General features: G+C 69.1%; 21 protein-coding genes and 1 pseudogene. 17 read left to right on the top strand and 5 right to left on the bottom strand.

From position 1 onward, the window contains the following. Positions 1 to 38: 38 nt before the first annotated feature. From H9L17_RS13315 to aqpZ, 8 genes are all read left to right on the top strand, one after another. Complete coding sequence (locus H9L17_RS13315) at positions 39 to 710, top strand: HNH endonuclease (RefSeq protein WP_187569906.1); 672 nt, start codon at positions 39 to 41, stop codon at positions 708 to 710. Between the two features lie 67 nt (positions 711 to 777). After that, positions 778 to 1,791 carry a hypothetical protein gene (locus H9L17_RS13310; protein ID WP_187569905.1) on the top strand — a complete coding sequence of 338 codons (1,014 nt, stop codon included), beginning with the start codon at positions 778 to 780 and terminating at the stop codon, positions 1,789 to 1,791. Positions 1,792 to 1,852: 61 nt separating this feature from the next. After that, the gene (locus H9L17_RS13305) at positions 1,853 to 3,001 is read left to right on the top strand and encodes a polyamine ABC transporter substrate-binding protein (protein WP_223158058.1); all 1,149 of its coding nucleotides are present in this window, start codon (positions 1,853 to 1,855) and stop codon (positions 2,999 to 3,001) included. A gap of 1 nt (position 3,002) precedes the next feature. Then, entirely contained in the window at positions 3,003 to 4,151 is a 1,149-nt protein-coding gene (locus H9L17_RS13300; RefSeq protein ID WP_187569904.1) for an ABC transporter ATP-binding protein, read from the top strand. Between the two features lie 119 nt (positions 4,152 to 4,270). Next, positions 4,271 to 5,137, top strand: a complete 867-nt coding sequence (locus H9L17_RS13295) for an ABC transporter permease subunit (RefSeq protein ID WP_223158113.1) — start codon at positions 4,271 to 4,273, stop codon at positions 5,135 to 5,137. Next, positions 5,134 to 5,931, top strand: a complete 798-nt coding sequence (locus H9L17_RS13290) for an ABC transporter permease subunit (RefSeq protein ID WP_187569902.1) — start codon at positions 5,134 to 5,136, stop codon at positions 5,929 to 5,931. The genes H9L17_RS13295 and H9L17_RS13290 overlap by 4 nt, the downstream gene beginning before the upstream one ends. Before the next feature lie 19 nt (positions 5,932 to 5,950). After that, on the top strand, positions 5,951 to 6,727 hold the full coding sequence (locus tag H9L17_RS13285; protein ID WP_187569901.1) for a hypothetical protein: 777 nt from the start codon (positions 5,951 to 5,953) through the stop codon (positions 6,725 to 6,727). Positions 6,728 to 6,837: 110 nt separating this feature from the next. Further along, a complete protein-coding gene (gene aqpZ, locus H9L17_RS13280) occupies positions 6,838 to 7,578 on the top strand; it encodes an aquaporin Z (RefSeq protein ID WP_187571970.1) in 741 nt (246 codons plus the stop codon). A gap of 140 nt (positions 7,579 to 7,718) precedes the next feature. Here aqpZ and rlmKL read toward each other — a convergent pair whose 3' ends face one another. Together rlmKL and H9L17_RS13270 are read right to left on the bottom strand one after the other, a co-directional pair. Further along, complete coding sequence (gene rlmKL, locus H9L17_RS13275; protein WP_187569900.1) at positions 7,719 to 9,848, bottom strand: bifunctional 23S rRNA (guanine(2069)-N(7))-methyltransferase RlmK/23S rRNA (guanine(2445)-N(2))-methyltransferase RlmL; 2,130 nt, start codon at positions 9,846 to 9,848, stop codon at positions 7,719 to 7,721. 190 nt (positions 9,849 to 10,038) lie between these two features. After that, a complete protein-coding gene (locus H9L17_RS13270) occupies positions 10,039 to 10,566 on the bottom strand; it encodes a hypothetical protein (RefSeq protein ID WP_187569899.1) in 528 nt (175 codons plus the stop codon). A gap of 41 nt (positions 10,567 to 10,607) precedes the next feature. Between H9L17_RS13270 and H9L17_RS13265 the strand changes: the two genes are divergently transcribed. From H9L17_RS13265 to H9L17_RS13250, 4 genes are all read left to right on the top strand, one after another. Next, positions 10,608 to 11,165 carry an N-acetylmuramoyl-L-alanine amidase gene (locus tag H9L17_RS13265; protein ID WP_187569898.1) on the top strand — a complete coding sequence of 186 codons (558 nt, stop codon included), beginning with the start codon at positions 10,608 to 10,610 and terminating at the stop codon, positions 11,163 to 11,165. Positions 11,166 to 11,277: 112 nt separating this feature from the next. Then, the gene (locus tag H9L17_RS13260; RefSeq protein WP_187569897.1) at positions 11,278 to 18,687 is read left to right on the top strand and encodes an IPT/TIG domain-containing protein; all 7,410 of its coding nucleotides are present in this window, start codon (positions 11,278 to 11,280) and stop codon (positions 18,685 to 18,687) included. A gap of 87 nt (positions 18,688 to 18,774) precedes the next feature. Next, positions 18,775 to 19,662 carry an acyl-CoA thioesterase II gene (gene tesB / locus H9L17_RS13255; protein WP_187569896.1) on the top strand — a complete coding sequence of 296 codons (888 nt, stop codon included), beginning with the start codon at positions 18,775 to 18,777 and terminating at the stop codon, positions 19,660 to 19,662. Next, positions 19,659 to 20,471, top strand: coding sequence for a hypothetical protein (locus tag H9L17_RS13250; RefSeq protein WP_187569895.1), 813 nt, complete (start codon positions 19,659 to 19,661; stop codon positions 20,469 to 20,471). The genes tesB and H9L17_RS13250 overlap by 4 nt, the downstream gene beginning before the upstream one ends. 60 nt (positions 20,472 to 20,531) lie before the next feature. Here H9L17_RS13250 and H9L17_RS13245 read toward each other — a convergent pair whose 3' ends face one another. Both H9L17_RS13245 and H9L17_RS13240 read right to left on the bottom strand, forming a co-directional pair. Further along, a complete protein-coding gene (locus H9L17_RS13245) occupies positions 20,532 to 21,113 on the bottom strand; it encodes an EF-hand domain-containing protein (RefSeq protein ID WP_187569894.1) in 582 nt (193 codons plus the stop codon). A 43-nt stretch (positions 21,114 to 21,156) separates the two neighbouring features. Beyond that, positions 21,157 to 21,525: pseudogene (locus tag H9L17_RS13240) on the bottom strand (EF-hand domain-containing protein); the annotation flags it as partial. A 117-nt stretch (positions 21,526 to 21,642) separates the two neighbouring features. Between H9L17_RS13240 and H9L17_RS13235 the strand changes: the two are divergent. After that, positions 21,643 to 22,362 carry an arginyltransferase gene (locus H9L17_RS13235; RefSeq protein WP_187569892.1) on the top strand — a complete coding sequence of 240 codons (720 nt, stop codon included), beginning with the start codon at positions 21,643 to 21,645 and terminating at the stop codon, positions 22,360 to 22,362. A gap of 4 nt (positions 22,363 to 22,366) precedes the next feature. Here H9L17_RS13235 and H9L17_RS13230 read toward each other — a convergent pair whose 3' ends face one another. Further along, entirely contained in the window at positions 22,367 to 22,726 is a 360-nt protein-coding gene (locus tag H9L17_RS13230; RefSeq protein WP_187569891.1) for a hypothetical protein, read from the bottom strand. A 90-nt stretch (positions 22,727 to 22,816) separates the two neighbouring features. Here H9L17_RS13230 and H9L17_RS13225 point away from each other — a divergent pair, with 90 nt between their 5' ends. The 4 genes from H9L17_RS13225 to H9L17_RS13210 all read left to right on the top strand — a co-directional run bounded on the left by H9L17_RS13225 (position 22,817) and on the right by H9L17_RS13210 (position 25,155). Further along, positions 22,817 to 23,728, top strand: a complete 912-nt coding sequence (locus tag H9L17_RS13225; RefSeq protein ID WP_187569890.1) for a hypothetical protein — start codon at positions 22,817 to 22,819, stop codon at positions 23,726 to 23,728. 95 nt (positions 23,729 to 23,823) lie between these two features. Further along, positions 23,824 to 24,702, top strand: coding sequence for an SPFH domain-containing protein (locus H9L17_RS13220; protein WP_187569889.1), 879 nt, complete (start codon positions 23,824 to 23,826; stop codon positions 24,700 to 24,702). A gap of 94 nt (positions 24,703 to 24,796) precedes the next feature. After that, positions 24,797 to 24,976 carry a type II toxin-antitoxin system antitoxin gene (locus H9L17_RS13215; protein ID WP_187569888.1) on the top strand — a complete coding sequence of 60 codons (180 nt, stop codon included), beginning with the start codon at positions 24,797 to 24,799 and terminating at the stop codon, positions 24,974 to 24,976. Next, entirely contained in the window at positions 24,973 to 25,155 is a 183-nt protein-coding gene (locus tag H9L17_RS13210; protein ID WP_187569887.1) for a DUF4177 domain-containing protein, read from the top strand. Before H9L17_RS13215 ends, H9L17_RS13210 begins: the two co-directional genes overlap by 4 nt. The last annotated feature ends 4 nt before the right edge of the window (positions 25,156 to 25,159 follow it).

Below are 25,159 nucleotides of genomic sequence, written 5' to 3'. Positions count from 1 at the left end.
CACAAACCGTCATCGAAGGCGTATAAGCTGGTTTCCCGATGGAGACCGACAGAGCGACCTTTCGCCCGGCCCATACCGGCGACCGCCCCGCTGCCCTGCACGCGGACACCCTCGTTTCCCCCGGCCCCGCCGGCTTCGCCCCCAACCTGCGCCTGCTCGGGCTGGACGCGCACGGCCGCGCGCTGGACTGGCTGAGCTGGCAGGACGCCACCTGCCTGTACGCGCGCGACGCGGTGGCGTGGACGCTGGGCGAGCCCTGCCTCACCGTGCGCGGCGGCACCAACCGCTTCAGCGGCGAACGCAGCATCGTCCGCCTGCATCCGATCATCGCCGCCCGCGGCCATGCCCGGCCCGGCGCCATCGACCCGACGCCCGCGCTCACCAACCAGGCGCTGTTCGCCCGCGACCAGCACCTGTGCCTGTACTGCGGCCGCCAGTACCACCGCGGCACGCTGACCCGCGACCACGTGCAGCCGGTGTCGAAGGGCGGCCGCGACCTCTGGGAAAACGTCGTCACCGCCTGCTTCCACTGCAACTCGCGCAAGGGCAACCGCACCCCGCAGCAGGCCGACATGCCGCTGCTGGCGGTGCCCTACCGGCCGAGCTGGGTGGAGCACCTGATCCTGTCGAACCGCAACATCCTGGCCGACCAGATGGCGTTCCTGAGAGCGCAGCTGCCGGCGAAGAATCCGCGCTCGCTCGCCACGTGATCTCCCACGTTGACGCGCGCGCCCCGCGCGGCAACACTCGACCGGAACTTCCGCTGCGGGGACGGCGATGGCGCTGACGCTGGGCACCACCGGGATGGATCGCGACACCGAGGCCGACATCGTCGCCGCGTTCAAGATCGCCAATGCCGAAACCGGCCACCGCTGGACGCTGGTCCAGGGCGACGAGGCGGACTACGTCATCGTCGACATGGACAGCCTGTACGGCCCGATGAGCTGGCTGCGCCTGCACGGGCTGGGCCGCAAGGTGATCGCGCTGACCTCGGCCGACCGCCAGCAGACCGACTACCGCCTGCCGCATCCGGCCAGCGCCAGCGACCTGGCGGTACTGCTGAGCGAGATCGCCACCGACGCGGGGCAGCAGACGCCCATCGAAACGCCGCCGCCGCGCGAGCCCCAACCGCCCGCCAAGCCCGAGCCAGCACCCGCCCCCATCGTCGAACCCGAGCCGCAGCCCGAACCGGAGCCGCCCGCCGTGCCGGAACCGGAACCCGAGCCGGAACCCGCACCGCCCGCGGCGCGCCCGCTCCGCCAATGGCTGGTCAGCGGCGGCCTGCGCCAGCGCGTGCGCCTGCAGCGCGACGGTGCGCCGACGCTGCTGGTCGATCCGCTCGCCGGCGTCTGGCACGGTCCGGCCGCGCTCAAGCCGCTGGCGCCCTGCTTCGCCGGCGAATGGCTGGAATCCGATTTCGCCTTTCCCGATGCGGCGGCGTGGGACGCCGACGCCGCACCCCTCGGCCCCGCGCAGCCGCTGGCCCGCCTGCAATGGCTCGGCGGCCTGCTGTCAGGCGACGCCGCCGACGGCCGCTACCTGCTGAAGAAATGGCCGCAGACCGAGCGCGAATACCCCAAGCACTTCCGCATCGCCACGGTGATGATGAAGGGCCCGGCCAGCGTCGCCGAGATCGCCGAAGCCAGCGGCGTCGCGCACGAGGACGTGGCCGGTTTCGTCAACGCCCACCTCGCCACCGGCCACGCCGAAGCGGTCGCCGCCGAACCGTCGGCGCCGAACGAACCGCCGCCGAAACCGGCCGGCCTGTTCGGCCGCATGCGCGGTCGCTGAGCGCCTCCAGCCGCCGCGCATCAGCGCGTACCATTTGCCGATCCATTTCCGGGAGACCGCCGTGACCCTGCGCCTTGCCCCCCTCGCCTGCGCCATCCTGTTGCTGACCGCCTGCGGCGGCAAGCCCGCCGCCGACGGTTCCGCCGCCAAGCCGGCCGGGCCGGAAGAGAAGGTGCTGAACGTCTACAACTGGTCCGACTACGTGGCCGCCGACACCATCGAGAACTTCGAGAAGGCGACCGGGATCAAGGTCAACTACGACGTCTATTCCGAGAACGAGACGCTGGAGACCAAGCTCACCGCCGGCAGCAGCGGCTACGACCTGGTGTTCCCGTCGGCGCGCCCGTTCGCGCAGCGGCAGATCAAGGCCGGCCTGTACCTGCCGCTGGACAAGGCCAAGCTGCCGAACCTCTCGCACCTCGACCCGTCCATTCTGCAAGGCCTGGCCGACATCGACCCCGGCAACGCCTACGTGGTGCCGTACATGTGGGGCACGACCGGCCTCGGCATCAACGTGGACAAGGTGAAGGCGGCGCTCGGCGAGAACGCGCCGATCGATTCGTGGAACCTGCTGTTCGATCCCGCCAACGCCGCCAAGCTGGCGAAGTGCGGCATCAGCGTGCTCGACGACGACCAGGAAGCCTTCGGCGCGGCGCTGATCTGGAAGGGCAAGGATCCGAACGCCGGCGCGGCCGACGAGATCGACACGGTGAAGCAGATCTACGCCGCGATCCGCCCGCACATCCGCACCTTCAACAACGCCGAATACAAGGACGCGCTGGCGAACGGCGACGTGTGCGTGGCGATGGGCTACTCCGGCGACATCCTGGGCGCGGCCGACGCCGCCACCGAGGCCGCCGACGCCACCGGCAAGCCCGCGCCCGACATCCGCTACGTGATCCCGAAGGAAGGCGCGATCCGCTGGGTGGACGTGATGGCGATCCCGAAGGACGCCAAGCATCCGGGCAACGCGCAGGCCTTCATCGACTACCTGCTCGATCCCAAGGTCGCCGCCGCGATCACCGACGCGGTGGGCTACGCCAACCCGAACAAGGACGCCACCCTGCTGGTCGAACCGGACATTGCCAACAACCCCGGCGTGTATCCGCCGGAGGACGTGCGCGCCAAGCTGGTCGATCCCAAGTCGTTGCCGGAAACCGTGCAGCGCCAGCGCGTGCGCGCCTGGACGGCGATCAAGAGCGGCCGCTGAGGTGGCGCTGGCCAACCGTTCCGCCGCGCCGCTGGAGCCGTGGAAAGACCCGGCGGCGCAACCTTTCCTGCGGATCGAGGGCATCACCAAGACCTTCGGCAAGCTCTACGCCTGCGACGACATTTCGCTGGACGTGTATCGCGGCGAGTTCTTCGCCCTGCTCGGCGGATCGGGTTCGGGCAAGAGCACGCTGCTGCGCATCCTCGCCGGCCTGGAAACGCCGGATCGCGGGCGCGTGCTGATCGACGGTGTGGACGTGACGGCGCTGCCGCCCTACCAGCGCCCCGTGAACATGATGTTCCAGAGCTACGCCCTGTTCCCGCACATGAGCGTGGCGCAGAACATCGCCTTCGGCCTGAAGCAGGACGGCATGGGCGCGGGCGAGATCAAGGATCGCGTGCAGCAGATGCTGGAACTGGTGCAGATGCCGCAGCTCGGCGCGCGCAAGCCGGCGCAGCTCTCCGGCGGCCAGCGCCAGCGCGTGGCCCTGGCGCGCGCGCTGGCGAAGCAGCCCAAGCTGCTGCTGCTCGACGAACCGCTGGGCGCGCTGGACAAGCGCCTGCGCGAGCGCACCCAGTTCGAGCTGGTCAACATCCAGGAGCGCGTCGGCACCACCTTCGTGATGGTCACGCACGATCAGGAAGAAGCGATGACCATGTCCAGCCGCATCGCGGTGATGGACGCGGGCCGCATCGTGCAGGTGTCCACGCCCGCCGCGCTGTACGAATACCCGTCCACCCGCTTCGTCGCCGAGTTCATCGGCGGCATCAACCTGTTCGAGGGTCGCGTGCTGTCGCATGACGCCGCCGCCCGCACCGCTCGCATCGCCTGCGACGCGGTGGACGGCGGCGCGCTGCTGGCCCGCCACGCCGATCCATTGCCGGAAGGCACCGCTGTCAGCGTCGCGGTGCGCCCGGAAAAAATCGACGTGCACGAATCGCGCCCGCAGGCCGACAACGTGGCGGTCGGCAAGGTGCGCGACATCGCCTACCTCGGCGACGTGTCCGTCTACCACGTCGAAACCGAATCCGGCGCGGTGGTCCGCGTGCAGGAAACCCACGTCGAACGCAGCTCCGAGCCGCACTACGACTGGGGCGAAACGCTGTGGCTGAGCTGGCCGGCCAGCGGCGCGGTGGTGCTGGCGACATGAGCAGCGTCCCGAACGGCGGCTGGTCGCAGCTCTGGGCGGAGGTCGTCCGCAACCTGTTCGGCTGGTTCCGCGCGGTCGGCACCGAGTTCCGCACCCGGCGCGGGCGCTTCGTCGTCACCATGCTGCCGATGCTGTGGCTGCTGCTGTTCTTCGCGGTGCCGTTCCTGATCGTGCTGAAGATCAGCTTCGCCGAAGCGGTGTTCGGGCAATCGCCGCCGTACACGCCGCTGATCGAACACGCCGCCGACGGCGCCACCAGCCTGCGCCTGCACGCCGGCAGCTATGCGCTGCTGCTGCAAGACCCGCTGTACGTCGCCGCCTACCTGAAGTCGCTGCTGTTCGCCGGCGTCTCCACCCTGTTCTGCCTGCTGCTGGGCTATCCCATCGCCTACGGCATCGCCCGCGCGCGGCCCGCGTGGCGGATGCTGCTGCTGGTGCTGGTGATCCTGCCGTTCTGGACGAGTTCTCTGCTGCGCACCTACGCGATGATCGGCATGCTCAAGGCCAACGGCGTGCTGACCGGCGCGCTGGCCGCCATCGGCCTGATCGAACCCGGCACCGCGATCCTGCACACCGACCTCGCCGTCTATATCGGCATCGTCTACAACTACCTGCCCTTCATGATCCTGCCGCTGACCGCCACCCTGATGCGGCTGGACTTCGGCCTGCTGGAAGCCGCCGCCGACCTCGGCGCGAAGCCGTGGCAGGCGTTCCTGCGGGTGACGTTGCCGCTGTCGATGCCGGGCATTATCGCCGGCGCGCTGCTGGTGTTCATCCCGGCGGTGGGCGAGTTCGTGATCCCCGACATCCTCGGCGGCCCCGACGCGCTCACCATCGGCCGCGTGCTGTGGACGGAGTTCTTCACCAACCGCGACTGGCCGCTGGCCGCCGCCGTGGCGGTCGCCATGCTGCTGTTGCTGGTGATCCCGACGCTGCTGTTCGAATACGTCGAAAACCGCCGCGAGCGGCGCGAGGCGCAGGCATGAGCCGCCGCAACTGGGGCCTGTGGGCGGCGATGGCGGCGGGCTACGCGCTGCTGTACGTGCCCATCGTCTCGATGATCGTGTATTCGTTCAGCGCCTCGCGCATGGCGACGGTCTGGGCGGGCTTCTCCACCCGCTGGTACGTCTCGCTGTTCTCCAACGAGCAGATCATGCAGGCGCTGGCGCGCAGCCTGACGATTGCCGCCGTGGCCGCAAGCTGCGCCACCGTCCTCGGCACCGCCTGCGGGCTGGCGCTCTCGCGCTTCGGCCGCTTCCCCGGAAGCGGCCTGCTCAGCCTGATGAACTCCGCGCCGATGGTGATGCCCGACGTGATGCTGGGCCTGTCCTCGCTGCTGCTGTTCGTCACCTTGCAGCAGGCATTGGGCTGGCCCGAGCGCGGCATGAGCACGATCATGATCGCCCACATCACCCTGACCACCTGCTACGTGACGGTGGTGGTGCGCTCGCGCATGGCCGCGCTGGACGACAGCCTAGAAGAAGCCGCGATGGACTTGGGCGCACGCCCGTGGCGCGTGTTCTGGCTCATCACCCTGCCGCTGATCGCCCCCGCCCTGCTGGCCGGCTGGCTGCTGGCCTTCACCCTGTCGCTGGACGACCTGGTCATCGCCAGCTTCACCTCCGGCCCCGGCGCAAGCACGCTGCCGATGCTGATCTATTCCAAGGTCAAGCTGGGCGTGACGCCGGAGATCAATGCGTTGGCGACGTTGATCGTCACCGTCGTTGCTATTGGCGTGGTGGTGGCCGGGGTGGTGATGCACCGGCGCGAAGCGGCTTAAGCTTCCAGTTGCACGCCAGATGAAATTTCCTCGAATTGCAAAAGCGCTCGACTATCTTCCGCCTATCGTGGCATTTGGCGCCGCACTTGTTGCCATTGTTGGTGCCCCCAAATGGAACGAACAAGGCGTCGGCATTGAAAAGGTCACATCAACAGGCTGGATAGTCGCCATCATCTCGCTCGCCGCTCTAGTAACGACCACTCTTGTAACGCTGCGCAACCATAGACAACAAGCGTCACAACAATCTGTTCGCGCACAGATATCCAGAACGGGCCGCGAACAACTTCTTCGTGGCGTCCAACACACCGTTTGTGTTTTCAAAAACTCCCATCAATGGGACAAGGCGAACCCGGAACCAAGCTCACCACTGGACTTACTGAATAGCGATCAGCGTTCCGCTCTTGCCTTAGTCAACTTGAACAGCATGTCCAGTTACGCGGACGGCAAAGGCAATGTGAAGTGGTGGGAGATGTTTGAGAACACCGCGCTCAAAGGATCCGCTCAAATAGCGAGCGCACTTCAAACATATGTGACGTTTCTTGATTCGACTCTTATTGAGGCCGCAACAAGACTTCTAAATTGCGAATTCATGTTCCGCCTACAGCATACGCACGAAATCATTGATGCAAACACACGTGGTATTCCAGAGAGGCCAGTGCAATTCTTTTGGGTCTCGCCAGACGAACACATGAGGGCAGGATATGAAGAGTTCTGGCCATTGGTAACTGAGGTAATCCGACTCTGCTCAGAGAATGGAGATGACTGGGGAGACCGCGAACCATCGGAATGCGACTAGATTTATGTCGCTCCGAGGCACGAATTTAAGCAGCAGCCCGCTCGGCAAACCCTTCCTTCTTTCGGCTAAGGTGACGCTGCGCGCAACCCGCGCGCCTGACTGGCGGGGAGATCACGATGCTCAAACGACTCGGAGCCGAGTTCATCGGCACGTTCTGGCTGGTGCTGGGCGGCTGCGGCAGCGCGGTGCTGGCGGCGAAGTTCGGCGGCGACGGCAATCCGCTGGGGATCGGGCTGCTGGGCGTGGCGCTGGCGTTCGGCCTGACCGTGCTGACCGGTGCGTATGCGTTCGGCCATATTTCGGGCGGGCATTTCAATCCGGCGGTGAGCTTCGGGCTGTGGGCCGGCGGGCGTTTCCCGGCGAAGGATTTGCTGCCCTACATCGTGGTGCAGGTGCTGGGCGCGATCTTCGCCGGCTGGATTCTCTACAGGATCGCCAGCGGCGCGGCGGGCTTCGCCCTCGATCCGAACTCGGCGGGCGTATTCGCCACCAACGGCTTCGGCGATCACTCGCCGGGCGGCTACGACATCGCCGCCGCGTTCCTGTGCGAAGTGGTGATGACCGCGATGTTCCTGGTCATCATCATGGGCGCGACCCACAGCAAGGCGCCGGTCGGCTTCGCGCCGATCGCGATCGGCCTGGGCCTGACGCTGATCCATCTCATCAGTATTCCCGTCACCAATACCTCGGTGAACCCGGCGCGCTCCACCGGCGTGGCGCTGATCGTCGGCGGCACGCCGCTGCCGCAGCTGTGGATGTTCTGGCTGGCCCCGATCCTCGGCGGCCTGCTGGGCGGCGTGGTCTACAAGTGGCTGGGGCCGGAACGGCCCGACATCACCGGCAACGGTTGATCGCGCAATCCCGATCCTCTCCCCGCTTGCGGGGAGAGGGTGCCGCAGGCGGGTGAGGGGCTTTTCGCGTGAAGTGATCGGTTGCTGCGTACCCTCATCCGCCCTTCGGGCACCGTCTCCCGGAGGGAGAAGGAAAAGCACTACACCCGCGTCAGCCGCCACGCGCGATGGATGCGGGCGTTGCGGGCGAAGTCCGGCGGGATGGTGGAAGCGCTGATGTCCTCGACGCGCGCGAACTCGCCCAACGCGGCTTCATCCAGCTTGAAGCGGCGGAAGTTGTTGCTGAAATACAGCACGCCCCCCGGCGCCAGCCGCGCCAGCGCCGCGCGCAGCAGGCGCACGTGGTCGCGCTGCACGTCGAAGTCGTCGGCGCGCTTGGAGTTTGAGAAGGTCGGCGGGTCGCAGAAGATCACGTCGTAGTCGCCGTCGTCGGCTTCCAGCCATTTCAGCGCGTCGGCCTGCGCGATGCGGTGGCGGGTGCCGCCGATGCCGTTGCCGCGCAGGTTGTCGGCCAGCCATTCCAGATACGTCGCGGACAGATCGACGCTGGTGGTCTGCGCCGCGCCCTGCACCGCCGCCTGCACGGTGGCGACGCCGGTGTAGCAGAACAGGTTGAGGAAGCGCTTGCCGCGCGCTTCCAGCGCCATCTTCGCGCGCAGCGGGCGGTGGTCGAGGAACAGGCCGGTGTCGAGGTAGTCGAACAGGTTGACTTGCAGTTTCGCCGCACCTTCCTCCACGGTGAGGAACTCGCCGCGGTGGTCGAAGTGGCCGTACTTGGAACCGCCCTTGCCGGTGCTGCGGGTTTTCACCGCCACCCGCTCGCGTGGCACGCCGAACACCTCGCGCACGCCGATCAGCAAGTCGTTGAGGCGCTTGCGGGTGGTGGCTTCGGGGATGGAGGCGGGCGCGGCGTATTCCTGTACGTGCAGCCATGTCTCGCCTTCGACCGTCGTGTAGACATCGACGGCGCAGGCGTATTCGGGAATGTCGGCGTCGTAGGCGCGGAAGCAGGCGATCTGTTCCTGCTGTCGCCAACGCGCCAGCTTGTCGAGGTTCTTGCGGATGCGGTTGGCGACCATCTGCGCGCCTTCCGGCAGTTCGCGCTTTTCGGCGGCCTCGCGCTGCGGCGGGGCGATGGGATCAATCGCAATCAAGCTGCATTCGATCGCGCCGTTGAACACCTGATAGCGCTTGGTGGCGCGCAGGCCGGTGGCGCGCGCCAGCTCGAAATCGCCACACAGCAGCGCGGCGCGCCACTGCGGCACGGCGCGTTTCAGGGCATCGCCCAGCGCACGGTACAGCGCGGGATCGGCGGCGAGGCGCGCGTCGTAGGGCGGGTTGCAGGCGACCGTGCCGCGCGGGTTTTCCATCGGCGGTAGATCGGCGACGTCGCGCACCGCGAAGGCGATCGCATCCTCGACGCCGGCGATCTGCGCGTTCTCGCGCGCGGCGCGGATGGCGTGCGGGTCGAGGTCGCTGCCGTGCAGGCACGGGCGCAGGGTGGCGCGGCCGCGCGCTTCGCGGGCGATGGCGTCGATGCACAGGCCGTTCCAGCCTTCGGCATCGAAGCCGCTCCAGCGCGTGGGCGGCTGGCCATCGTGGCGGCGCAGGCCGGGCGCGACGTCGGCGGCCATCAGCGCGCCTTCGATCAGCAGCGTGCCGCTGCCGCACATGGGATCGAGCAGGTCGCCGCCGTCGGCATACATCTGCGGCCAGCCGCCGCGCAGCAGCACGGCGGCGGCTACGGTTTCCTTCAGCGGCGCGGCGCCCTGCACGCGCCGCCAGCCGCGCCGGTGCATCGGGCCGCCGGACAGGTCGATGGAGAGCGTGGCGCGGCCCTTGCGGATCACGAGGTTGATGCGCACATCGGGCGCTTCGACATCGACGTCGGGCCGCTGTCCGGTGCTGGCGCGCAGGGTATCGACGACGGCGTCCTTCACCCGCTGCGCAGCATAGCGCGCGTGGGTGATGGCGCTGCCAGAGACGTGCGCGTCGATGGCGATAGTGTGCGTGGGCGACAGGTGTTGCGGCCAGTCCACCGCTGCCGCGCCCGCGTACAGCGCATGTTCGTCGGCGCACTCGAACTCGGCGATGGGCCACAGGATGCGGCTGGCGAGGCGCGACCACAGCACCGCGCGCTGCGCATCCAGCAGCCTGCCTTCCACGTTGACGCCGGCGATTGCGGCGGTGGCGCGCGCGCAGCCGAGGGCGGCCAGCTCGTCGGCCAGCAGGTATTCCAGACCCTTGCCGCAGGAGGCGAAGAACTTCATGGCCCACCGTCCGCATTTCGCAGAAATCCGCCGCAGGGGCGCGTTGTTTTCTCCTTCCCCTTCAAGGGGAAGGCCGGGATGGGGATGGTGTTGGGTACGAAAGTGTCACGCTTGAACACCATCCCCACCCAACCCTCCCCTTGAAAGGGAGGGCTTTGATTGCATCGCGTCGGCACGTTCCCGCTGACCATCAGGAAAGCGCCGCGAGCAGCGCGGCGAACGCATCGGCGCTGGCCTGCACGTGATCGGACAGCCGATGCGCATCGTTCACCAGCAGCAGCCGCGCATCGCGCGCGCCGGCCCACTCGACCACCTGCGCGGCGGGGATCAGTTCGTCGTGCCAGCCATGGATGATGGAGGTCGGCACGCTGGCCGCCGGCATCGGCGGCGCGCCTTCCATCACCACCGGCGGCGCCATCAGGAACAATCCCGCCACCGGCAGTTGCCGCGACACGTAGCCGCTGATGTAGGCGCCGAGGCTGGAACCGGCCAGCACCAGCGGGCCGCGCGCGGCCGCCGCTTGGGCCAATGTTTGCAGGCGGGCGATGCGCGCCGGCACGTCGCCCAGCGGCGTGACCTCGCGGCGGGCATCGAGATCGGTGTAATCGGGGCGCTCGTGGGTCCAGCCGAAGCGCTCGGCCACGTCCGCCAGCGCGGTCACTTTGGTCGCATCGGGGCCGCTCTCGAAGCCGTGCGACAGGATGCAATGTCCGTTCATGCGCGAATGCTAGTCATATAGGTGAATGCTAGCATTTGCCCATGTCCGCCCCCGCGATCCGCACGCATCCCCTGCCCTACGTCGGCCTGCTGGCCGAGCGCGCGCTGGACGACATCGACACCGTGGTCATCCACTGCACCGAGCTGCCCGACCTCGCCACCGCCCGCGAGTACGGCGAGCGCGTGCTTTACGACTCCGGCACCGGCAACAGCGGCCACTACTACATCGACCGCGACGGCCGCATCGAGGAATACGCGCCGCCCGGCCGCATCGCCCACCACACGCGCGGCTGGAACGACCGCAGCATCGGCATCGAACTGGTCAACACCGGACGCTTCCCGCACTGGCTGGATTCGCGCCACCAGGCGATGGACGAGCCGTATACCGATGCGCAGGTCGCCTCGCTGGTCGCGCTGCTGCAATGGCTGCGGGGCGAAGCGCCGGCGCTGGCGCAGATCGCCGGCCATGAGGACCTGGATCGGGACGAGGTCGAAGCCAGCGACGATCCCGCCGTGAAAGTGCGGCGCAAGCGCGATCCCGGGCCGCTGTTTCCGTGGTCCGACGTGCTGGGCGTGGTGCCGCTGCTGCGCATCGCATAACGGGCTCGACCCCGCCCGATTGCGTCAAGGCCGACGGCGAGCGAAACGGTTACAGTTCGCATCCAGCCTGCCCGCCATGGCGGCGGCAGCGCGATGGGACAGGGGATTCGTGATGACGATATCGGGCATGGGCCGGAGCTTCCGGCGCGTCTGGGGCACGCTGTTCGAACGCCGATTGCTGCTGACGTTGGCGGCACTGCTTGGCCTGTTGCAGACCATGCCCGCATGGGCCGTATCTTCGGGCTGCACCGCGATCAACGCGCACTGGGGCAGCGGCGTCACGTTGACTTCGCCCAGTGACGATTGGCGGGAAGGCTATACAGTCCAGGCGGGAGAGGTCATTACCTACACCGCCACATCCACCGGAACCGCCAACCCCAATCCCAATGGCGGATCGGGTTTCGCACTCTATAGGAGCCCGTCGGATACTCCTCCGGGCATTCCCGTTGAAGAAAAATCCTCGGCAGGAAACGAAATCAACGTATCCGGCAGCTATACCGTGCCAGCCGGTGGTCTTTCGGACTTCGTCGTCTATCTCTGGACGGACACCTCTGCACCTGCTGCCAAAGCATCAGCTACCGTCACCTGCAGCGGCGGAACATCCGCACCCACCGCCACCGCTATTTCGCCCACTGCCGGCCCCATCTTCGGCGGCACCGTGGTGACGATGACCGGCACCGGTTTCGTGGTCGGCAGCACGTCGGTGACCATTGGCGGCACGGTCATCCCTGCCGGCTCCGTCACGGTCAACAGCAGCACCTCCCTCAGTTTCGCTACACCCGCGCATGCCGCGGGCATGGTGAACGTCACCGCCACCGCACCAAGCGGCACCACCGGCGCGCTGTCATTCACCTATCTTTCTGCGCCCACGATCACTGCGGTTTCGCCCACTGCCGGCCCGATCGGCGGCGGTACCACGGTGACCATTACCGGCACCGGCTTTTCGGCGGCCAGCCCGACCGGCGCGGTGAAGTTCGGCGCCACCAACGCCACCTACACCATCAACAGCAATACCCAGATCACCGCCACCTCGCCGGCCAACAGCGCCGGCACCTACGACATCACCGTCACCACGCCGGGCGGCACCAGCGCCACTAGTGCGTTCGACCAGTACACCTATGTCGCCGCACCCACGGTCACTGCGGTTTCGCCCACGTCCGGGTCGCCCAGCGGCGGCACCACTGTAGTTATCAACGGCAACAACCTCACCGGCGCCACCGCCGTCACCTTCGGCGGCACGTCGGCCAACGGCTTCACGGTCAACAACACCAATCAGATAACCGCCACCGCACCCGCCGGCACCGGCACGGTGGACGTGCGCGTCACCACGGCGGGCGGCACCAGCGCGACCAGCGGGGCGGATCAGTTCACCTATGCGCTCGTCCCGAACGCGCCGACCGGCGTCACCGCCACGGCGGGCACCGGGCAAGCCACGGTGACCTTCACCGCGCCGGCCGACAATGGCTCGGCCATCACAACCTACATCGCCACCGCTGGCCCCGGCGGGGCATTCGGTACCTGCACCGGCCCGGCGGCCTGCCCCATCACCGTCAACGGGTTGACCAACGGCACGGCCTATACCTTCACGGTGAAGGCGATCAACGGCATCGGCACGGGGCCGGCGTCGTCCGCGTCCAATTCGGTCACGCCCAAAGCAGCGCAGACCATCAATTTCTTCAATCCCGGCCCGCAGAACTTCGGCACCACGCCGACGCTGACGGCTGCGGCCAGCTCGGGATTGATCGTCGTGTTCGCTTCTTCGACGACCGGCGTCTGCACCATCACCTCCGGCGGCATGTTGACCTTCGTCGCCCCCGGCAATTGCACGATCGACGCCAACCAACCGGGCGACGGCAGCTATTCGGCGGCACCTCAGGTCAGTCAGACCTTCGCCGTCAATGCGGTTGCGCCTACCATCAGCTCGATCTCGCCGACTGTCGGCCCGATCTGGGGCGGCACCTCGGTGACCATCACAGGCACCGGCTTCAGCGCGACGCCGGGAAACAACACCGTCCAGTTCGGCGGATCGACCGGCACGGTGACCGTGGCAAGCGCGAGCTCGCTTACCGTCACCTCGCCCGCCCATGGCGCCGGCACGGTGGACATCACCGTCACCACGGCCGGCGGCAGCGGCACGAGCGTCGGCGCGTATACCTACGTCGCCGCACCGACGGCCAGTTCCTTCACCTACGGCTCCATCGTCGCCTACAACGACGGCGGCAACCTGCCGACCAGTCTCAGCGTGGCCTCGATGGCGACGGGTTCGCCCACCAGCTATGCGGTGGGCAGCGCCACCACGGCGCAGGGCGGCAGCGTGTCCGTCGATAGCGCGGGGATAGTGAATTACATCGCGCCGGTGGGCTTCCGCGGGAATGACAGCTTCACCTATACCGCCACCAATGTTGGCGGCACGTCGAATCCGGCGACGGTCACGGTGGCTGTAGGCAATCCGACGATCACCGGCACCGTCCTGAACGGTACCGGCATCCAGGGCACCGCGCTGTCCGGCGTGCAGGTGATGCTGGCCGGCGGCCGAGCGCCCTATACCTGCGCCACTACGCTGGCCTCCGGCGCACTGCCAGCCGGCACGCAGCTCAACGCCAACTGCACCATCACCGGCACGCCCACTCAGCCGGGCAACTTCAACTTCGCCGTCCAGGGCACCGACAACTCCACCGGCACCGGCCCGTTCAGCTTTACCACTGCGGGGTTGCAACTGGCGATCACGGGGCTCCCGCCGACCGCCGGCAACGTCAGCGCCACCGTGGCCTTCGGCAGCAGCAACAACCCGATCACGCTAAGCCTCGGCGGCGGCAGCGCCACCAGCGTGGCGGTGGCGACGCAGGCGGCGCACGGCACCGCCACCGCCTCGGGCACGTCCATCGCCTATACGCCGGATGCGGGCTACGCTGGCGCGGACAGCTTCACCTACACCGCCACCGGCCCCGGCGGCACCTCGGCGCCGGCCACGGTGACCGTGACGGTGAACAAGGGTTCGCAGACGATCAGCTTCGATCCGCTGCCCGACGCCTCGCTGTCGGCCTCGCCGCTGACGCTGTCGGCCACGGCCAGCTCGAACCTGACGGTGAGCTTCACGTCGGGCACGACGCCGGTCTGCACCGTGTCGGGCACCTCGCTCACCCTGCTGGCGACCGGCACCTGCACGATCCTCGCGGACCAGGCCGGCGACAGCGCCTACGACGCCGCGCCGACGGTGCAGCAGAGCTTCAACGTGACGCCGGCGCTCCTGACGATCACTGCCGCCGCGGCTACGGGCCTGCAGGTGGGCGCCAGCTACAGCCAGCAGAATCCGGCCGCAGGCGGCATCGGCCCCTACGGCTACTCGCTTGCCGCGGGCGCGTTCGTGCCCGGCACCACGCTCGACGCGGGCACGGGCACCGTCTCGGGCACGCCGACGGTCGCCGGCAGCTTCAGCTACATCGTCAGGGTCACCGACAGCCAGCCGGTGAGCGCCGATACGCCGGTCACCACGGTGAACATCGCCAAGGGAAACCAGACCATCAGCTTCACCTCGACCGCCCCGCTGGCGTCGGTGGGCGGCGCGCCCTACAACGTGAGCGCCAGCGCGAGTTCGGGCCTGTCCGTCATCTACACGCTCGACGGCGCCAGCACCGGCTGCGCGCTCGCGGGCAACACGGTGACCTTCGCCAGCACCGGCACCTGCGTGATCAACGCGAACCAGGCGGGCGATTACAACTGGAACGCCGCCGCGCAGGTCCAGCAGAGCTTCACGGTGGGCGCCGCAAGCGCCGTCGTCGCCGCGCTCGACTTCTCGCCGGCTTCGCTCGGCGTCGGCGAAACCGGCACGGCGACCATCACGTTCACCAATCCCAATGCCACCGCCACGCCGAACATCGCGCCGCTGCTCGTCGGTTCGGCGCTGCTGACGCGCTCGACACTCGGCGGCAGTTGCGGCGCATCCGGCTCCGACGCGGGCGCGAACTTCCAGTTCAACGGCTTCTCCATCCCGTCGGGCAGTTGCACGGTGACGATCGCCTACACCGGCACGACCGCCGGCACGTCCTCGGGCATGACGCTCGGCGCCTTCACGCCGAGCGGTTATCCGACCACGCCTGCGACCGCCGGCAACGCCATTGCCGTGGTGCCGACCGTCACCGGCATCTCGCCCGGTTCGGGCCCGGTCAGCCAGGTGGTGACCGTCAGCGGCACCGGCTTCAGCACGACGCCCGGCAACAACACCGTCAGCTTCGGCGGGACGGCCGGCACGGTGACGGCGGCGAGTTCGACCTCGCTCACCGTCACCGCGCCCGCCATCGGCAGCGGCGCGGCCAACGTGACGGTCACGGTCAACGGCCAGACCAGCATCGGCAGCGTCACCTACACCTTCATCGACAAGCCGGTGGCGGGCGACAAGCCCGGCGTGGCGGTGCCGTACAACAGCACCGGCACCGCGATCGACCTGTCCGCCTCGATCAGCGGCGGGCCGCATGCCTCCATCGCCATCGGAACCGCGCCGGTGCACGGCACGACGAGCATTGCCGGCGACGTGGTGACCTACACGCCCGCACCCGGCTACTTCGGTGCGGACAGCTTCACCTATACCGCCACCGGTGCCGGCGGCACGTCGAACGTCGCCACGGTCGGCCTCACGGTGGCGACGCCGCCCGCGCCCGTCGCGTCGGACAGGAACGGCGTGGCCGTGCCGTTCAACAGCACGGGCGTGGCGATCGACCTGTCGTCCTCGGTCACCGGCGTGCACAGCAGTCTCGCCATTGCCACCGCGCCTTCGCACGGCACGGCGAGCGTCGCCGGCGACGTGGTCACCTACACGCCGGCGGGCAACTACGCCGGCGCGGACAGCTTCACCTACACCGCCACCGGCCCCGGCGGCACCTCGGCGCCGGCCACGGTGACCGTGCAGGTCGCCAAGGGCACGCAAACGATCGCGTTCGCGAACCCCGGCACGCAGATCTACGGCACCAGCGCCGCGCTGTCCGCCACGGCCACCTCGGGTCTGGACGTGAGCTTCAGCTCGGCCACGCCCGCGGTCTGCACGGTCACGTCCGCCGGCGCGCTGAGCCTCGTCGGCACCGGCACCTGCACGATCGACGCGGATCAGCCGGGCGATGCGAGCTACGAGCCCGCGCCGCAGGTCAGCCAGAGCTTCACCGTGAGCGCGGCCGCGCAGGCGATCGCCGGCTTCGCCGCCAATCCGGCCAACCCGGTCTACGCGCCGAACGGCACGTTCTCGGTCAGCGCCACGCCGGGCGCCTCGACCAGCCCGCTGGTGTTCGCTTCCACCTCGCCCACGGTCTGCACGGTCAGCGGCAACACGGTGACGATGCTCGCCGCCGGCAGCTGCGCGCTCACCGCCAACCAGGCCGCGGACGCCAACTACACCGCCGCGCCGGAGGTGACGCTGACGGTGGCGATTTCGGCCGCTTCGCAGACGATCACCGGCTTCGTCGCCAACCCGGCCGCTCCGGTCTTCGCGCCGAACGGCACGTTCGCGGTCAGCGCCACGCCGGGCGCCTCGACCAGCCCGCTGGTGTTCGCTTCCACCTCGCTCGCGGTCTGCTCGGTCAGCGGCAACACGGTCACGATGCTGGCGGCGGGCCACTGCGCGCTCACCGCCAACCAGGCCGCCGACGCCAACTACACCGCGGCGCCGGAAGCGACGCTGGACGTGACCATCGCGGCGGCGGCGCAGGCGATCACCGGCTTCGCCTCGAACCCGGAGCATCCGGTCTACGCACCAAACGGCACGTTCTCGGTCAGCGCCACGCCGGGCGCCTCGACCAGCCCGCTGGTGTTCGCCTCCGCCTCGCCCGCGGTCTGCACGGTCAGCGGCAGCACGGTGACGATGCTCGCCGCCGGTAGCTGCGCGCTGACCGCCAACCAGGCGGCCGACGCCAACTACACCGCGGCGCCGGAAGCGACACTGGACGTGACCATCGCGGCGGCGACGCAGGCGATCACCGGCTTCGCCTCGAATCCGGAGCATCCGGTCTACGCGCCTAACGGCACGTTCTCGGTCAGCGCCACGCCGGGCGCCTCGACCAGCCCGCTGGTGTTCGCCTCCACCTCGCCGGCCGTGTGCACGGTCAGCGGCAGCACGGTGACGATGCTCGCCGCCGGCAATTGCGCGCTCACCGCCAACCAGGCCGCCGACGCCAACTACACCGCGGCGCCGGAAGCGACGCTGACGGTGGCGATCGGCGCGGCCACGCCGGTCATCAGCTGGGGCGGCGCGATCCACAAGACCGAAGGCGAAGCCGCCTTCGACCTGCCCGAGCCGACCAGCACCAGCCCCGGCGCGTTCGCCTACGCCAGCAGCGACGCCAGCGTCGCCACGGTCAGCGGGCGCACGGTGACGATCGTCGGTTCCGGCGTCGCCACGCTGACTGCCACCCAGGCTGCCACCGCGAACTACACCGCGGGCACGGCGACCCTGGAGCTGACCGTGGACGCGCGCCCCGATCCGACCGCCGATCCCTCCGTGGTCGAGGGCCTGCAGGCGCAGGTGGACGCCAGCCTGCGCTTCGCCCAGGCCCAGCAGGGCAACGTGCTGGATCGCCTGCGCCAGCTGCGGCACGCGCAGGGCACGCCGTCGACCCAGAACCTGCGCTTCAACGCCAACAGCCTGAACGGCGGCGTGTCGCTGCCGCTGGGCGCTACGTCGGATTCGCGGCAACGCGACTTCGGCGTGTGGACGGCGGGCAGCATCGTCCTCAGCGAACGCGACGGCCGCCAGGGCCGCAGCGGCTTCGACCTGCGCAGCGACGGCGTGACCCTGGGCGCGGACCGTGCCTTCGGCGACTTCGTGTTCGGCGGCGCGCTCGGCGCCGGCTGGAGCGACACCGACTTCGCCGACGACCGCTCCGGCCAGAACGCCACCCAGAAGGCCTTCACCGCCTACGGCCTGTGGCGCGGCGACGACCACTGGTACGTCGACGGCCTGCTGGGCTGGGGCCGGCTGGACTTCGACCTGAGCCGCTGGAGCACGACGGCCAATGCGCTGGCCACCGCGCGGCGCAAGGGCGACCAGCTGTTCGGTGCGCTGAGCCTGGGCTACACCCAGCAGGGCGAGCGGATGGAACTGACCGGCTACGGCCGGCTGGAAGCCAGCCGCACCACGCTGGACGCCTACCAGGAATCCGGCCTGGGCATCTACGACCTCGCCTATCGCGAACAGTCGATCGACGACAGCGCGCTGGCGCTGGGCCTGGAAGGCCGCTGGCGGATGCGCGCCATCCAGCCGTACTGGTCGCTGGAATACCGCGACGCGCTGCGCAACGGCACGGACGCGGCGATCAACTACGTGATCGCCCCGGCGAGCGACGACTACCTGCTGGGCCTGCGCAGCATCGCGAACCGGATGTGGACGCTGGGCGCGGGCTTCGACATGCAGCTCGCCTCGGGCTGGCAGATGTCGTTCCAGTACCGGCGCGAGCAGGCCAGCGGCGTGACCGGCAACAGCGTCGGCCTGCGCTTCACCCTCGGCTCGATGCAACCGTTCGGGGCGGCGCCGGCGCGTTGACCAACGTCGTCACGCGGACACGGAAACGGCGACCCCAGGGTCGCCGTTTCCGTTTGGGCGGCCCGCTGCTCGGTCATCGGGTGGATCATGGCCCGCCCGTATAATCCGCCCATGAACGCACCCGTTTCCGAACTGATCGAACTGCTCTCGCTGGAACGGCTGGAAGACGACCTGTTCCGCGGCCAGAGCCGCGACATCGGCACCAAGTACGTGTTCGGCGGACAGGTGCTCGGGCAGGCGCTGTCGGCCGCGCAGGCCACGCTGACCCAGCCGCGCGCGGCGCATTCGCTGCACGCCTATTTCCTGCGCGCCGGCAACATCGAGGCGCCGATCGTCTACGACGTGGACCGCACCCGCGACGGCGGCAGCTTCTCGGTGCGCCGCGTCACCGCGATCCAGCACGGCAAGGTGATCTTCTTCTGCGCGGCCTCGTTCCAGGACGAGGAAGCCGGCGCGGAGCACCAGCTGTCGATGCCGGAAGTGCCCAAGCCCGAGGATCTGGAACCTGCGCCGGCGATCCCGCCGGAAAAGCTCGCCCTGCTGCCGACCAAGGTGCAGCGCTGGCTGGACCGCGCCGGCCCGTTCGAGTTCCGCCACGTCTATCCGCGCGACGAGCTGAATCCGCCGAAGCGCCCACCGTTCCAGCAGGTCTGGTTCCGGTTGAGCGAAAAGGTCGGCGACGCGCCCGAGCTGCACCGCGCGCTGCTGGCCTATGCCAGCGATTTCCACCTGCTCGGCACCGCCACCTTCCCGCACGGCATCAGCTACTACCAGCCGAACGTGCAGATGGCCTCGCTCGACCACGCGCTGTGGTTCCACCGCAGCTTCCGCGCCGACGACTGGCTGCTGTATTCGATCGACAGCCCCAGCGCGCAGGGCGCGCGCGGGCTGGCGCGCGGGCAGATCTTCGACCGCAGCGGCCGGCTGGTCGCCAGCACTGCGCAGGAAGGCATGATCCGGGTGCTGGCGCCGTGAGGAAGGTGTTCTCCAGCCAGCGCCTGGAAAACGTCGAAGCGGTCGCCGACCTGCTGCGCAAGGAAGGCATCGCGGTCAGGATCAGCAACGGCCGCAGCTACCGCAGCTCGCGGCGCGCCACCTTCAGCTACGACAGCCGCCGCACGCCGGACGAAGTGCCGTCGGTCTGGATCGTCCATTCCGAAGACCAGCCGCGCGGTCGCCAGTTGCTGCGCGACCTCGGCCTGCTGGAAAGCACCCGCGATCCGGGCGCGAGCTACCTGCCCAGCGGCCGGCACGGCGACGCGGCCGCCGGCAAGACCGGCTTCTTCAGCGCCAAGCGCATCCGGCTGGGCCTGCTGGCGCTGACCGTCATCGGCATCGGGCTGGTCGGCTTCATCATGCGCAAGCACGGCACCGCCGATGTCGCCCCGAAGCCCGCCGCGCCTGCCGCGACGCCCGCGCCGCCGACACTGATCCCCGAAGCGGTCACCGAGCTGCAGGTCTATCGCGCCGACGTGCCCACCGCGCTGGCCCGGCTGCTGGTGAGCGAGGCGCTGGACAAGCGCAGGCCCGCCGTCGCCTGCCTGGAGGTGGACAACAAGGAACCATCGTCCGCGCTGATGCAGGCCCTGACCGTCCCGAAAGGCACCACCCTGCACCCCGCCTCCGCCTGTCCCGCCAAGGGCGCGTTCGCCATCGCCGTGCACGACTACATGACCGACGGCAGCGGCAGCGGCCAGGTGCAGCTGGACCTGGACGTGGAGGATTCGCAGCTGGTCGACGTGGAGCGCAACGGCGCCGAGTGGCGGGTGCTGCGCCGGCACTGACGCCGGATGCGCGAACGGCCCGCAGGGCGGGCCGTCGCGTTGTACATCGGTTGTTTCCGCCTATCGCTTCGGCGGCATCGGCCCCGGATTGGGACCGCCGTGCGCCATCCGGCCGACCCGGCCCTGCGGGCGTCCACAGGCTTCGCCCATCTTGTCGAACTCGGCGCGGCTGAGCTGGCCGTTCTTGTCCGTGTCCGCCTTGGCGAAGCATTCGGCGCGGCGCTCGGCCATGCGCGCCTGCATGTCGGCGCGGTCGAGGTAGCCGTCCTTGTTGACGTCCATCCGATCGAAGCGCTCGGCCCACTTCGCCTCGCCGGCCTGCATCTCGGCGCGGCTGATGCGGCCGTCGTGGTCGGTGTCCAGCCCGCGCATGCCGCCGCCGTGGCCGCGCATGTCGTGCCCGCGCATGCCGGCGCGACGCATCGGCAGTTCGTCGCCGGCCAGCTTGCCGTCCTTGTTCTTGTCCAGTTGGTCGAAGCGTTCGGCCAGCTTCGGGAACTTCGCGGCTTCCGCCTTGGTGACGACGCCGTCGCCGTTGGCGTCCAGCTTTTCGTGCGTGCGCGGCGCGGCGGTCTGAGCGACGGCGAGGGTCGAGGCCAGCGCGGCGGCCACCGCCAGCGAGAGGATGTGCAGCTTCTTCATGGGGGTCTCCTTACCGGCCTTCGCCGGGCTTGCGGGTGAACAGTTCGGTGCGGTCGAGGTAGCCGTCCTTGTTCTTGTCGAGCTGGTCGAAGCGCGTCGCCAGTCCGTTGGCATCGGCCTTGGCTTCGGCGCGGCTGATGCGGCCGTCCTTGTCGGCGTCCAGCGCCGCCATGCGGCCCGGCCCGTTGCCGGAGCGCATCGGGCGCTCGTCGCCGCTCAGCTTGCCGTCCTTGTTCTTGTCCAGTTCGTCGAAGCGGGCGGCCAGGCGCGGGAAGGCGGCGGCCTCGGCCTTGGTGATGACGCCATCGCCGTTGGCGTCGATCTTCGGCGGCCCGCCGCGCCCGGCGTCCTGCGCGAAGGCCAGCGACGGCGTCAGCGCCGCCGCGAGGATCAACAGGTGCAACTTCTTCATCGGTTTCGTCTCCTGCCGGCACGGGCCGGACTGTCATGGAAAACGCCCGGCCTCCGCCGCGGTTGACCGCGCACCCTGCGCGCGGCTGAACGGCGGCGGCGGCGCTATCCTTCGGACATGGGCGGCAACGACGACAACCTGCGGCTGTTCCAGAGCGCACCGCATCCCTGCGGCTACTGGCCCGACCGCGAGGCGCGCGACCTCGTGCTGGATCCGCGCGACCCGCGCCTGCCGGAGCTGTACCCGATGGCCCTGCGCTGGGGCTTCCGCCGCTCCGGCGACATCGTCTATCGCCCCGCCTGCAGCGGCTGCCGCGCCTGCGTGCCGGTGCGCGTGCCGGTGGCGGAGTTCGCGCCGAACCGCAGCCAGCGCCGCTGCCTAGCGCGCAACGCCGACGTGGAGGCGCACATCGTCGCGCCGGCCTGCACCGGCGAATACCTGTCGCTGTACCAGCGCTACCTCGCCCACCGCCATCTCGGCGGCGGCATGGACGACCACGGCGCGCGCGAGTTCGAGCAGTTCCTGATCGGCACCTGGAACGAGAGCCGCTTCCTCGAACTGCGCGAGCGCGGCACGCATCGGCTGTTGGCGGTGGCGGTCACCGACCTGGCGGCCGATGCGCTGTCGGCGGTCTACACCTTCCACGAACCGGACGCCGCCGATCGCGGGCTGGGCACGCTCGGCATCCTGCGCCAGATCGAATGGGCGAAGCGCGATGGCCGCGCGCACCTGTACCTCGGCTACTGGATCGCCGGGCATCCGAAGATGGACTACAAGCGCCGCTTCCGCCCGCTCGAAGGCTACGCCGGGTACGGCTGGGCGCGGCTGCAGGACTGAGGCGTCAGGCCGCCGGCTTGTCCGGCACGATCCCGGGCGCGGGCGCCTGCGCCGGCGGCAGTCCCGGCTCCAGCATCGCCTGCGAAGGCCGGTTGCGGTTGTAGAAGCCGAAGTCGTTGTCGCTGTGCGCCGACACGATCATCCGCACCATGTTCGACGGCACCATCAGTTCCAGCTCGACGCCGTGCCCGTCCGGTGCGCGGCCCTGCAGGGTCATCTCGATGAAGGCGCCGCCGGTGTCGATCTCGTGGCAGGCCACGTGCGGGCCGGCCGGGCCGTCCTGCAGATAGGGCTTGATGGCCTCGCCCAGCGCTTCCAGCGCCTGCGGGAAGAAGAACACGACGTAACCGGACGATTCGCTCATGCCGCATCCTTGCACAGAATCGCCCGCCGCAGAACCGGCGCGGGCCGCGCCGCGCTTCGCCGAACGGACCGGCCATGCGATCCTGTGCGGATGCCGTTTCCCTCCTTCCCGCGGATGCCGCTGCTGGCCGCGCTGCTGCTGGGCGTGGCCGCGTGCTCGCCGCCGTCTCTGCCGTTTTCGCGGCTGGCGGGGCTGGTGACGGCCGACCAGCTGGACGAAATCAGCGGCCTCGCCGCCTCGCACGTCCACGAAGACGTGCTGTGGGTCCACAACGACAGCGGCAACCCGGCGCGGCTGTACGCGATCAGCCGGCGCGGCCGGCTGCTGGCGCGCTTCGACGTGCAGGGCGCGAAGAACGTCGACTGGGAGGACATCGCCAGCTTCGACCTCGACGGCCGCCACTACCTGCTGCTGGCCGACACCGGCGACAACGGCGGCCGGCGGCGTGATTTCGCGCTGCACGTGTTCGAGGAACCGGCGAAGCTCGAAAACGGCACGCTTGCGCCTGCCTGGACGATCCGCGCGCGCTGGCCCGACGGCCCGCGCGACTGCGAGGCGGTGGCGGTGGACGCGGCGCAGGACGAGGTCTTGCTGGTCTCCAAGAAGCGCGTGCCGCCGGAGCTGTTCGCGCTGCCGCTGGCCGATCCGCACGGCGCGGTCCGCGAGGCGCGCCGCATCGGCCGGCTGGCCGACGTGCCGCAGGTCGGCGAAAAACTGCGGCGCAGCGACCCGAAGCTAGCCGCGCTGTTCTCGCAGGTCACCGCCGCCGACATCTCGCCGGACCGGCGCACGCTGGCCGTGCTCACCTACGGCAGCGTGCTGTTCTACCGCCGCGGCGAGGGCGAAAGCTGGGCCGACGCGGTGACGCACGCGCCCGAGGCCCACGACATCCCGCTGATTCCGCAGGCCGAGGCGCTCGGCTGGAGCGCGGGCGGCGCCGGCCTCTACGCCACCGGCGAATCGCGCCCGGCGCCGCTGTTCTACCTCGTCCCCCAGCAATGACAGGAACGCCGCGGCGACCGTCCGTCGGGAGGCGCTTGCCTAGATAGATATCATTTTGATATCAATTACTCGTCCACCCACCGGCGAGCCCGACCATGAAAGAACATCCGATCCGCTCCCTTCCCGGCATCCCGATGCTGCTGGCCCTGCTGGTCGCCTGCCTGCTCGCCGCATGGCTGTTCGTGACCGGCACCGGTGCGGGCAGCGACGCCGGCCCGTCGGTCGTCCAGCTGGTCTCCGCGGTCGCCATCGGGCTGGTCGCGCTGCTGTGCCTGTGCGGCCTGTACATGGTCGAGCCCAACCAGTCCGCCGTGGTCAGCCTGTTTGGCAAGTACGTCGGCACGGTCAAGGACAACGGCCTGCGCTGGAACAACCCCTTCTACAGCAAGAAGAAGGTCAGCCAGCGCGTGCGCAACTTCGAGAGCGGCAAGCTCAAGGTCAACGAGCTGGACGGCAGCCCGATCGAGATCGCCGCGGTGATCGTGTGGCAGGTCGTGGATTCTGCCGAGGCCGTCTACAACGTGGACGACTACGAGAGCTTCGTCCACATCCAGTCCGAATCCGCGCTGCGCACGATGGCGACCAGCTACCCCTACGACCAGCACGAGGAAGGCCAGGTCGCGCTGCGCAGCCACGCGCAGGAGATCAGCCAGCACCTCAGGGAAGAACTGGCCGAGCGGCTGGCCGACGCCGGCGTGCAGGTGCTCGACGCGCGCATCAGCCACCTCGCCTACGCGCCGGAAATCGCCCAGGCGATGCTGCAGCGCCAGCAGGCCAACGCGATCATCGCCGCGCGCACCCGCATCGTCGCTGGCGCGGTGGGCATGGTGGAAATGGCGCTGGCCGAACTGCAGAAGAACGGCGTCGTCGAACTGGACGAGGAGCGCAAGGCGCAGATGGTCAGCAACCTGCTGGTGGTGCTGTGCGGCGAGCGCAGCACCCAGCCGATCGTCAACGCCGGCACGCTGTACTGAGGAGGCCGCCATGACATCCGCAATCGGCGGCGCCGTCGTCGTGATCATCATCGTCGCCATCGCCGCGCGCCGGCGTCGCCGGAAGTAGGCCGCGATGGCGGAGAAGAAAGCCTACCCGCTGCGCATCAACGCCGAAGTGCTGGCGGCGGCGCAGCGCTGGGCGGACGACGAACTCCGCAGCCTCAACGCGCAGATCGAATACGTGCTGCGCGACGCGCTGCGCAAGGCCGGGCGGATGCCCGCGCCGAAAACGAACCCGGAGGATGAAGCGTGAGCAAGCAGTGGAAATACCTGGTGGTGAAAGTACCGACCGGCCTGATGGGCGGCTTCAAGCCGGAAGCCCTGCAGGAAGAACTGGACAAGCACGGCCGTGCCGGCTGGGAGCTGGTCAACCTGATCCACGCCACACCCACCGTCGCTTCGCCCATCCTCGTCTTCAAGAAGGAAGCCTGACCAT

The sequence above is a fragment of the Thermomonas brevis genome (assembly GCF_014395425.1).
Classification (GTDB): Bacteria; Pseudomonadota; Gammaproteobacteria; order Xanthomonadales; family Xanthomonadaceae; genus Thermomonas; species Thermomonas brevis.
Note: the sequence above shows the minus strand (reverse complement) of the source record. Positions and strands in the feature narration are given on the sequence as shown.